Origin of the sequence: Streptomyces sp. NPDC028635 (assembly GCF_040637635.1) — a bacterium.
GTDB lineage: Bacteria > Actinomycetota > Actinomycetes > Streptomycetales > Streptomycetaceae > Streptomyces.
In genome coordinates this window covers 143,938-153,742 of record NZ_JBEZWX010000002.1, presented here as the reverse complement: position 1 = coordinate 153,742, position 9,805 = coordinate 143,938, and the positions used below count along the sequence as shown (strand labels likewise).

Here is a 9,805-nt window from a genome sequence, read left to right as displayed (position 1 = left end):
GACGTCCGGCACGGTGCTGCTGCCGCCGGCGCAGGACGAGAAGTACATGGTGATCGGCGGCGGCGGGGTCGGCGAGTCCAAGCTGTCCAGCAACCGCACGCGGATCGTGGACCTGAAGGAGCCGGACCCGAAGTTCGTGGACGGTCCCACGCTGGAGAAGGGCACCCGCTACCCGCAGTCCTCGATCCTGCCCGACGACAGCGTGCTGGTCTCCGGCGGCTCGGAGGACTACCGCGGCCGCGGCGACTCCAACATCCTCCAGGCACGGCTGTACGACCCGAAGTCCAACGCGTTCAAGCGGGTCGCCGATCCGCTGGTCGGCCGCAACTACCACTCCGGGTCGATCCTGCTGCCCGACGGCCGGGTGATGTTCTTCGGCTCCGACTCGCTCTACGGCGACAAGGCCAACACCAAGCCCGGCAAGTTCGAGCAGCGCATCGAGATCTACACGCCGCCCTATCTGTACCGGGACGCGCGCCCCGACCTGTCCGGCGGCCCGAAGACCATCGAGCGCGGCGCCTCGGGCACGTTCACCTCGCAGCACGCCGCCACGATCAAGAAGGCCCGGCTGATCCGGCCGAGCGCGTCGACGCACGTGACGGACGTCGACCAGCGCTCGATCGCGTTGGACTACACGGTGTCCGGCGACAAGGTGACGGTGACGGTCCCGAAGAACCGCAACCTCGTCCCGTCCGGCTGGTACATGCTGTTCGTGGACGACGACCAGGGCACGCCGAGCACGGCGCAGTGGGTGCGGGTCCCCTAGGCCCTGACCCCGGTACGGCCAAGGGGCGCCCCCCGGTCGGGGGGCGCCCCTTCGTGCTGCCGCTGCCGCTCGGCTACTTCGACGCCCTGGCGAGCTTCAGGGCGTAGTCCGCCCACCACTCGCCCGCCTTCGGGCCGCCCTTGCACTCGCCGTCCGACTCCCCGGGGCGCTTCACCCACAGGTAGGCGTCGACCAGCGGGTCGGCCGTCTTCGTCGTCGGCGGCTCACCGAGCGCCCGGCCCGGCGGGTTGCACCAGCGCTCGTTCGTCTCGCCGCCGGTGTAGGGGCCGTTGCCGTTGCGGCTGGTGTCGATGACGAAGTGCTTGCCGCCGGTCTTCGCCGACAGCTGCCTGCCGTAGGCGATCGAGTCCTTGGTGGAGTAGAAGTTGGACACGTTGACCGCGAAGCCGTCGGCCTGGTCGACGCCCGCCCACTTCAGCGGCTCGACGACCTGATCGGGGTGGCCCCAGCCCGCGTTGCCCGCGTCCAGGTACACCTTGGTGTTCTTCAGCGCCTTCAGCTTGGCGATCGCACCCTTGAGCAGGTCGTAGCGCTCCTCGTGGAACTCGTCCGGGGTGCAGCCGTCCACCAGGTGCAGCACGGCGTCCGGTTCCAGGATCACCGTGGCCCCGCGGTCGCCGATGCCCTTCGCCACGCCGTCGATCCAGGCGCGGTAGGTGTCGCCGTCGGCTGCGCCGCCCTGCGAGTACTGGCCGCAGTCACGGTGCGGGATGTCGTACAGCACCAGCAGCGCGGTACGGCCGGCCTTGTCGGCGGCCTCGGTGAAGCCGCGCGCCTCGGCCTCGGGGTTCTCCGGGCCGATCCACTCACCGGTCGGCTGCTCGGCGATCTTGCGGATCTGGTCGGCCTCGGCCCGCTTGTCGTCCTTGAGGTAGGCCGCGACCTGCCGGGCCGCGGTGCCGTCCGGGTTGACCCAGAACGGGTCGGCCTCCTTGGGTTGCTGCGTGATCTGCGCGGCCGCCGCGCCTTCCTTGTCGTCACCGCTCCCGGAGGAACAACCGGCGATCAGCAGCGCCGCCCCCAGCGCTGCCGCCACCCCCCTCTTGCGGTACATCCAACTCCCCCTCGGGTGGCCTGTCTCGGGGCTCAATCCTGGCATACGACCCGCGACGCCCACGAGGTCGTCCCGGCTCACCGTCGGCGAGCTGTTACAGCCGGGTGCCCGTCAGGTAGGCGGACACGATCACGTTGGCCGTGTAGCTGCGGCTCGCCTTGTCGAAGGTGCCGCCGCAGGTGATCAGCCGCAGCTCGGCCCGCCCCGGCCGGTGGGGTCCGTAGGCGCGGTGGGCGTCGAAGTGGTCGCGGGGCAGGACCTCGACGTCGTCGACGGTGAACTCGGCGACATGGCCGTCGGCGCGCACGACACGGACCGTGCGGCCCGGCTTGAGCGTGCTGAGCTTGTAGAAGACGGCCGGTTTCGTCGCGGTGTCGACGTGCCCCACCATCAGCGCGGTCCCGGCCGCGCCCGGCGCCGCCCCGCCCGCGTACCAGCCGACCACCGCCGCCTGGTCGAACGGCGGCGGCTCGATGGCGCCCTCGGCGTCCAGCCCCCGCCCCACGACCGGCGCCTGCACACCCAGGTCGGGGATGTCGATGCGCTGCGGCGCGGCACCCTTCAGCGGCCGGGCGGCCGGGGGCAGCTCGGCGAGCGGCGGGCGGCCCGCGGCGGCCATGTCACCGGTGGTCGGCGCGGACCAGCCCTGCCGTACGTCGGTGACCTTCATCCCCCACAGCCACAGCCCCAGCAGCAGGACCGCCCAGGCCACGCCCATGACCAGGCGCGCGGTGCCGGAGGAGCGTTCGGTGTCCGCCATGGTCAGTGGGTCCCGCGGCTCCGGCGGGCGACACCGCGCACGCCCACGGCGGCCGCGGCGACACCGGCCAGGACCAGTCCCGTGACGGCCTGCGCGAGGCCGGGTCCCTCGGCGTGGGCGTCGGCGGCGGCGATGCGCGCGGTGCGCTCGGCGGTGAGCCGTGCGGTGCCGCCGCCGCCCGCGTGGACCGGGGCGATCGGGGAGGCCGGGGCGGACGCCGGCGGTTCGTGCGCGGGAGGGGCCGTGTGCCCGCCGCGCTCGACGACGGTGACCTTGCCCGCGACGGTGCGGCCGGCGCAACCGACCTTCACGTCGTAGGTGCCCGGTGCGGCGGAGGAACGGATCTTGCTCTCGCCGATGAGGGTGCCCTCGGCGCCGGCGAGGTGCGCGTCGGCGACGAAGGCGGGAGAGACGGCGGTGGCGGTGCGGGCGGCGCAGCCGTGCGCGCTCAGCGACACGTCGGCGCCGGGGGCCGGTGAGGCAGGGGACACCGAGACCGCGCCTCCGTCCGCCGCGTACGCCGCCGGGGTGAGCGCGGCGAGCACCGCGACGCCCGCACAGACAGTGACCTTCAGTGAGCCCATCGTGTACCTCCAGTTATCTGGAGGCTCCCCGTCCGGGACCGCCGACGCATCCGCTGGAACGCCGATTTTGCTCCGTCCGGGTGATGTTCCGGCCGGTCCGGGTTGGCCGGGGCCACCACGGACCGGCGACGGCCCCGCTCAGACCAGGTCGACCAGGTCCGCGATGGAGTCCACGACGTGCGAGGGCCGGTAGGGGAAGTTCTCCACCTGGCCGGTCGTGGTCAGACCGGTGAGCACCAGGAAGGTCTGCATCCCGGCCTCCATGCCGGCCAGCACGTCGGTGTCCATCCGGTCGCCGATCATCGCGCTGGTCTCGGAGTGCGCGCCGATGGCGTTCAGGCCGGTGCGCATCATCAGCGGGTTCGGCTTGCCCGCGAAGTACGGCTGCTTGCCGGTCGCCTTGGTGATCAGCGCGGCCACCGCGCCGGTCGCCGGGAGCGGGCCCTCGGTGGAGGGGCCGGTCTCGTCGGGGTTGGTGCAGATGAACCGGGCCCCGCCGTTGATCAGCCGCACGGCCTTGGTCATGGCCTCGAAGGAGTACGTGCGGGTCTCGCCGAGGACGACGTAGTCGGGCTCGTGGTCGGTGAGGATGTAGCCGATGTCGTGCAGCGCGGTGGTCAGACCGGCCTCGCCGATGACGTACGCGGAACCGCCGGGGCGCTGGTCGTCGAGGAACTTCGCGGTGGCCATCGCGGAGGTCCAGATGTTCTCGATCGGCACGTCCAGGCCCATGCGGGTCAGGCGGGCGTGCAGGTCACGCGGCGTGTACATGGAGTTGTTGGTCAGTACCAGGAACGGTTTGCCGGACTCGCGCAGCTTCTTCAGGAAGGCGTCGGCGCCGGGGATCGGCACTCCCTCGTGGATCAGGACGCCGTCCATGTCGGTGAGCCACGACTCGATGGGCTTGCGGTCTGCCATGTGCTGCGTCTCCTGGCGTACGTACGGTCCTACACGGGCTGGGGGCGCCGGAACCACGGCGTACCGACGCCCCCAGCCTAATCAGCGGTGGCCGGTCCCGGCCCCGCCGGAGCAGGTGATCTCGTCTGCCGGGCAGGGCCGCCGGGTCAGCTGCCGGTCTCAGCTGCCGGTCGCGGACTTCCAGTCGTCGACGTACGCGGTGAGGTTCTTCTCGATGTCGGACCAGTCCGGCTCGAAGACCTGGACGCCGTCCATCAGCCGGGCCAGCGCGATGGCGTCGGCGTCGGTGGCCTTGACGTCGGAGCGGGCGCTGAAGCCGCCGCCGATCTCACTGACCTGCTGCTGGGCGGCCTGGCCGAGCATGAAGTCGAGCAGCTTCCGGCCGTTCTCGCCGTGCGGGGCCTTGGTGACGAGACCGGCCGCGTACGGCAGCGCGAACGTGGTGGGCCTGCCGTCCTGGCCGGCCGGGAACCAGATGCCGAGGTGGGGCATGGTCTTGGACTGGGCGTGGTTCATCTGCACATCGCCGTTGGCGACGAGGAGTTCGCCCTTGTCGACCTTCGGCGCGAGCTTGCCGGTGGACGCGGACGGGCCGACGTTGTTGGCCTGGAGCTTGCCGAGGTAGTCCAGCGCGGGCTGCTTGCCGCCGAAGTCGTGCATGGCCTTGATCAGGACGGCGGTGCCGTCGCCGGCGACGCCGGGCGTGGAGTACTGGATCTTGTTCTTGTAGGTGCCGTCCAGCAGTTCCTGCCAGGTCTTCGGGGCCTTGGGCAGCCGCTCCTTGTTGTAGACGAATCCGAAGTAGTTGTTGACGACGGCCGTCCAGGTGCCGTCGGCGGCCTTGTCGGCGCCGCTGACGTGCTCGGAGCCCTTCGGGGCGTACTTCTGCAGCAGGCCCTTGCCGTCGGCCTGCTGGATGAACGGCGGCAGGGTGACCAGCACGTCGGCCTGCGGGTTGCTCTTCTCGCGGACGGCGCGCTGCACCATCTCGCCGGAGCCCCCCTCGACGTACTTGACCTTGATGCCGGTCTGCTTCTCGAAGTCCTTGAAGACGCGGTCGTACCAGCCGTCGCCGTTCTCGCCCTTCAGCCCGTCGGCGCTGTAGACGGTGACGGCCTTGTCGTCGGCGGCGGCGGAGGAGCCGCCGCAGGCGGTGAGCGCGGGGGCGGCGAGGACGGCGAGAACGGTGGCGATCGTGAGGGTGTTCTTGGGCATGGCGAGGCCAACTCCGGTCGTTTCCATGAGGTGAGGGTCAGCGGTGGGCGGCTTTGGTCCGTACGCGGGAGACGGCGAACAGCACGAGCAGCGTCGCCGCCATGAGGACCACCGCGACGGCGGACCCCGCGAACAGGGCGCCGCGGTCGGTGGCGGCGTAGATCAGGACGGGCAGCGGGGTCCAGTCGGGCGGGTAGAGCATCATCGTGGCGCTCAGCTCCCCCATGGACAGGGCGAAGCACAGGCCGGCGGCGGCGGTCAGCGACGGCAGCAGCAGCGGCAGCCGCACCCGCCACAGCACATGGGCGGGGCTCGCGCCCAGGGAGGCGGCGGCCTGCTCGTACACCGGGTCGAGGCGGCGGATCGCGGCGGACACCGACTGGTGGGCGAAGGCGGTGACCAGCACGGTGTGGGCGAGGATCACGATCCAGCGGGTGCCGTTGAGGAGCAGCGGCGGCCGGGAGAAGGCGACCAGCGCGGACAGGCCGACGACGACCGAGGGCACGGCGACGGGCAGGACGAACAGGGCGTCCAGCAACCGCCGGTGACGCTCCCTGAGCGCCGCGGCGGCCAGCGCCGCCCAGGTGCCGACGGTGAGGGCGAGCAGGCTCGCCGCGAGCGCGGTGAGCAGGCTGGTGGTGAGCGCCTGGAGGGCGTCGCCGCGGGTGGCGGCGCGGTAGTGGCCGAGCGTCGGGCCGGAGGGCAGGGCGCTCGACCAGTGGGTGGCGAAGGACGCGCCGAGGACGACGAGGAGGGGCAGCGCGAACAGGGGCAGGAAGAGCAGCGCGAAGAGTGCCCAGATCGCCCCCTTGGCGCGGCGGCTATGCACCAGCACGACGGCTCACCACCCGGTACAGGCCGTACAGGCCCACGGAGAGAAGGACGTTGACGACGGCGACGACACAGGCGCCCGGGTAGTCGGACTCCAGGATCGCCTTGCCGTAGACGAGGGTCGGCAGGGTGGTGACGCCCTTGGCGCCGGTGAACAGCACGATGCCGAACTCGTTGAGGCACAGGACGAGGACGAGGCTGCCGCCGGCGGCGAGCGCGGGCAGCGCCTCCGGCAGGATGATCTGCTGCACGATGCGCGGCGCGCGGGCGCCGAGCGAACCGGCCGCCTCCAGCTGCGCGGTGTCGAGCTGTGCGAACGCGGCGAGCAGCGGCCGCATGACGAACGGCGTGAAGTAGGTGACCTCCGCGAGCAGCACGCCCCACGGCGTGGTCAGGAACGGGAGGGACCCGACGATGCCGGTGGTGCCGTAGATGAACAGCAGCGCCAGCGTGATCAGGAACGACGGGAAGGACAGGTAGACGTCGATGAACCGGGCGGCCGCTTGCGCACCGGGGAACGGCACGAACGCGATGACCAGCGCCAGCAGGAAGCCGAGCACCAGGCAGCCGGCGGTCGATCCCAGCGCCAGCCACACAGTGGTCCACAGGGCGCGCCGGAACGCCTCGGAGGCGAGGACGTCGGCGTACGGCTGCACGGAGGTCCCGCCGCCGTCCGGCTGGAAGGACTGCCGGACGACCAGGGCCAGGGGGTAGAGGAAGAAGACGGAGAGGAGGGCCACCGGGGGGAGCGCCCACCACAGGCGACTACGCATCGGCGGCTCCGGCGGGCAGCAGCACCGCGTCCTGCTCGGCGAAGTGCAGGCTCACCGCGTCCCCGGGCGCCGGCGGATCCTTCAGTTCCACGACGTCCGCCGTCATCATCTGCCCGTCGACCTCGACGTACAGCCGGTGGGTGGCTCCGCGCCACTGGATCTCCCGCAGGACACCGGGGAGCCGGTTCGGCCCGTCGCCCAGCCCTACCAGATGCGGGCGTACGCACAAGGTGGCCCGCGCCCCCGCGACCGCGCCCGCCGTGTCGACCCGCACCTTGGTGCCGGCGAGAACGACACCCCCGGATGCCACGGTGACCGGCAGCAGGTTCGCGTTGCCGACGAAGGACGCGGTGAACGCGTTCGCGGGCGCCCGGTACAGCTCGCGCGGTGTGCCGCAGGCCTGCAGGCGGGCCCGGTCCATCACGGCGATCCGGTCGGCGAGGGTGAGCGCCTCGACCTGGTCGTGGGTGACGTACAGCATCGACACGTCGGGCAGTTCGCGGTGCAGCCGGGCCAGTTCGGTGAGCATTCCCGAGCGCAGGCGGGCGTCGAGCGCGGAGAGCGGCTCGTCCAGCAGCAGGACCGAGGGGCGGATCGCGAGCGCGCGGGCGATGGCGACGCGCTGCTGCTGGCCGCCGGACAGCTCCCGCGGGTGGCGGCGGGCGTATCCCGCCATGCCCACCATCTCCAGCGCCTCCGCGACCCGGGAGCGGATCTCGCTCCTGGCGGCCTTGCGGGCCTTGAGCCCGAAGGCGACGTTGTCCTCGACCCGCAGGTGCGGGAAGAGGGCGTAGCTCTGGACGACCATGCCGATGCCCCGGCGGTGCGGCGGCAGGTCGGTGACGTCCCGGCCGCCGAGGTGCACGCGCCCGGCGGCGGGCCGCACGAACCCGGCGACCGCCCGCAGCGCGGTGGTCTTGCCGGACCCGGACGGCCCGAGCAGCGCCATCACCTCGCCGGGTTCGACGGTGAGGTCGAGGGAGTCGAGGACGACGTGGCCGTCGTAGGCGACGGTGACGTTCTCGAAGCGGATGCCGCTGCTCATCCGAGGACTCCCGGCAACTCCGCGACGGAGTCGAGGACATGGGTGGCGCCGGCCCGGCGCAGTTCCGGCTCGCGGTGCGCGCCGGTGAGCACACCGGCCACCACGCCCGCCCCGGCCCGCACGCCGCTGAGCATGTCGTAGGAGGTGTCGCCGACGACGGCGACCTGGCGGACGTCGTCGGCGGCCTTCGTGCGCAGGAGGGCGGTGAGGACCATGTCCGGGTACGGCCGGCCGCGCCCGCCGGCGTCGGCGGGGCACAGGGTGAGCGGCACGAGGTCCTGCCAGCCGAGCGCGGCCAGGATGGCGTCCTGGGTGACGCGGGCGAAGCCGGTGCTCAGCACGACGGTCCGGCCGGCGGCCCGCAGCTTCTCGATGGCCTCGCGGGCGCCGGGCACGGCTGCCACGCGGCCGGCGTCCACGAGGTCGCCGTACGCCTTCTCGAAGGCGGTGTTGGCGCGCCGGGCGAGGTCCTCGGCGCCGAACAGGTGCCGGAAGACGGAGATCTTCGACTCGCCCATGGTGGCGCGGACGTAGGCGAGCCGGCCGGCGTGGTCCTCGCTGCCGGGCTCCACGCCCAGCTCTGCGGCGGCCGCCTCGAAGGCCTGCTCGACCAGGCCGCCGTCGGCGACGGTCGTACCGGCCATGTCGAGGACGACGAGGCGGATGTCGGGGGTCGTGTCGCTCATGGGAGGGTCACCAGTTCAGTTCGTTCGCGGTGGTCTCGGCTATCGCGGGCGAGCAGGTCATGCCGCGCCCGCCGGGCCCGGTGACCAGCCACACCCCCTCGCGCACCTGCTGCCGGTGCACGACCCTGCGCGGGTCCGTGCACTGCGCGTACACCCCGGCCCAGCGGCGCCGGATCCTCGGCAACGGCCTACCCAGCAGGGACTCGACGACGCCGGTGAGGTGCTCGTAGGGGTCCTCGAGGGTGTCGAAGGCGAAGGGGTGCTCGTACTCGTGGGTGTCGCCGATGGTCAGGCCGCCGTCGGCGCGCTGCACCATCAGCAGCTGCATCTTGTGCGCGGCGGCCGTCTTCGGCTGGGGCTGCCGGGCGTTGAGGTCGTCCAGGGCGGGCGAGGCGTACGCCGGGTAGTAGCGGAAACTGTCGGCGTCGGCGACGGAGGTGGTCAGGGGCTCGCCGAGCGGGTCGGTCTGCATCATCTGCAGCCGCACCCGGCGCACGGGCAGGTCCGGCCCGGCCAGTTCGCGCACCAGGCCGCCGAGCCAGGCGCCGGTGGCGAGGACGACGGCCTCGGCGCGGTGCACGTCGCCGTGGTCGTCGCGGACGGCACTCTCGCCGATCACCTCGCGGACCTCGCGGCCCGGCAGGAAGGTGTAGTCCGGCGACTTGGCCAGCTCGGCGCGCAGGGCGAGCTGCGCGGTGCGCGGCTCCACGGCCGCGTCGCGCTCGCAGTACAGGGCGGCGTCGAACGCGCCGCGCAGGGCGGGGTTCAGGGCGCGGGCCTCGTGCGGTGTGAGCAGCTTGTAGCCGCGGTCGGCCGCGTCCTCGCGGGCCACCGCGGCCTCGGCGACGGCGAGTTCGAGGGCGCCGCGGAGCGGGGTCAGCGAGCCGTTGGGGCGGAAGCCCAGCCCGGGCACCCGCGCGCCGATCTCCTGCCACAGCTCACGTGCCCGCAGGGCCGTCGCCAGCTCCTCACCCCCCGCCCGGCCACTGACCCAGATCTGGCCGAAGTTGCGCAGGGAAGCGCCGCGCGCCTCGCTCTCGCGCTCGATCTGTACGACCTGATGGCCGCGCTGGACTGCTTGCCAGGCGTGCATGGTCCCGACCACGCCGCCTCCGACGACTGTCACTCTCACGCCGGCCACGCTCCTCTCGC

The 9,805-nt window shown here is 72.5% G+C and carries 11 protein-coding genes; 1 reads left to right on the top strand and 10 read right to left on the bottom strand.

Annotated elements, in window-relative coordinates:
- Positions 1–766: kelch motif-containing protein (locus AB0E88_RS02870; RefSeq protein ID WP_361622710.1), on the top strand; the 766-nt coding region annotated here is incomplete at its 5' end.
- A 73-nt stretch (positions 767–839) separates the two neighbouring features.
- Here AB0E88_RS02870 and AB0E88_RS02865 read toward each other — a convergent pair.
- The 10 genes from AB0E88_RS02865 to AB0E88_RS02820 all read right to left on the bottom strand — a co-directional run bounded on the left by AB0E88_RS02865 (position 840) and on the right by AB0E88_RS02820 (position 9,785).
- Entirely contained in the window at positions 840–1,841 is a 1,002-nt protein-coding gene (locus AB0E88_RS02865; RefSeq protein WP_361622707.1) for a glycoside hydrolase family 6 protein, read from the bottom strand.
- A 94-nt stretch (positions 1,842–1,935) separates the two neighbouring features.
- Positions 1,936–2,601: a class F sortase gene (locus tag AB0E88_RS02860; RefSeq protein WP_361622704.1), complete on the bottom strand. Its 666-nt coding sequence runs from the start codon at positions 2,599–2,601 to the stop codon at positions 1,936–1,938.
- Between the two features lie 2 nt (positions 2,602–2,603).
- Entirely contained in the window at positions 2,604–3,185 is a 582-nt protein-coding gene (locus AB0E88_RS02855; protein WP_361622701.1) for a hypothetical protein, read from the bottom strand.
- Between the two features lie 138 nt (positions 3,186–3,323).
- Complete coding sequence (locus AB0E88_RS02850; protein WP_361622698.1) at positions 3,324–4,103, bottom strand: HAD-IIA family hydrolase; 780 nt, start codon at positions 4,101–4,103, stop codon at positions 3,324–3,326.
- Positions 4,104–4,262: 159 nt separating this feature from the next.
- The gene (locus AB0E88_RS02845; protein ID WP_361622695.1) at positions 4,263–5,318 is read right to left on the bottom strand and encodes a 2-aminoethylphosphonate ABC transporter substrate-binding protein; all 1,056 of its coding nucleotides are present in this window, start codon (positions 5,316–5,318) and stop codon (positions 4,263–4,265) included.
- A gap of 37 nt (positions 5,319–5,355) precedes the next feature.
- Complete coding sequence (locus AB0E88_RS02840) at positions 5,356–6,153, bottom strand: ABC transporter permease subunit (RefSeq protein WP_361622692.1); 798 nt, start codon at positions 6,151–6,153, stop codon at positions 5,356–5,358.
- Positions 6,140–6,922, bottom strand: coding sequence for a 2-aminoethylphosphonate ABC transporter permease subunit (locus tag AB0E88_RS02835; protein WP_361622689.1), 783 nt, complete (start codon positions 6,920–6,922; stop codon positions 6,140–6,142). Before AB0E88_RS02835 ends, AB0E88_RS02840 begins: the two co-directional genes overlap by 14 nt.
- Positions 6,915–7,967 (bottom strand): ABC transporter ATP-binding protein, encoded by a 1,053-nt coding sequence (locus AB0E88_RS02830; RefSeq protein WP_361622686.1) that lies wholly within the window; start codon positions 7,965–7,967, stop codon positions 6,915–6,917. The genes AB0E88_RS02835 and AB0E88_RS02830 overlap by 8 nt, the downstream gene beginning before the upstream one ends.
- Positions 7,964–8,653 (bottom strand): phosphonatase-like hydrolase, encoded by a 690-nt coding sequence (locus tag AB0E88_RS02825; protein WP_361622683.1) that lies wholly within the window; start codon positions 8,651–8,653, stop codon positions 7,964–7,966. Before AB0E88_RS02825 ends, AB0E88_RS02830 begins: the two co-directional genes overlap by 4 nt.
- A 7-nt stretch (positions 8,654–8,660) precedes the next feature.
- Positions 8,661–9,785 (bottom strand): TIGR03364 family FAD-dependent oxidoreductase, encoded by a 1,125-nt coding sequence (locus AB0E88_RS02820; RefSeq protein ID WP_361622680.1) that lies wholly within the window; start codon positions 9,783–9,785, stop codon positions 8,661–8,663.
- Between the last annotated feature and the right edge of the window lie 20 nt (positions 9,786–9,805).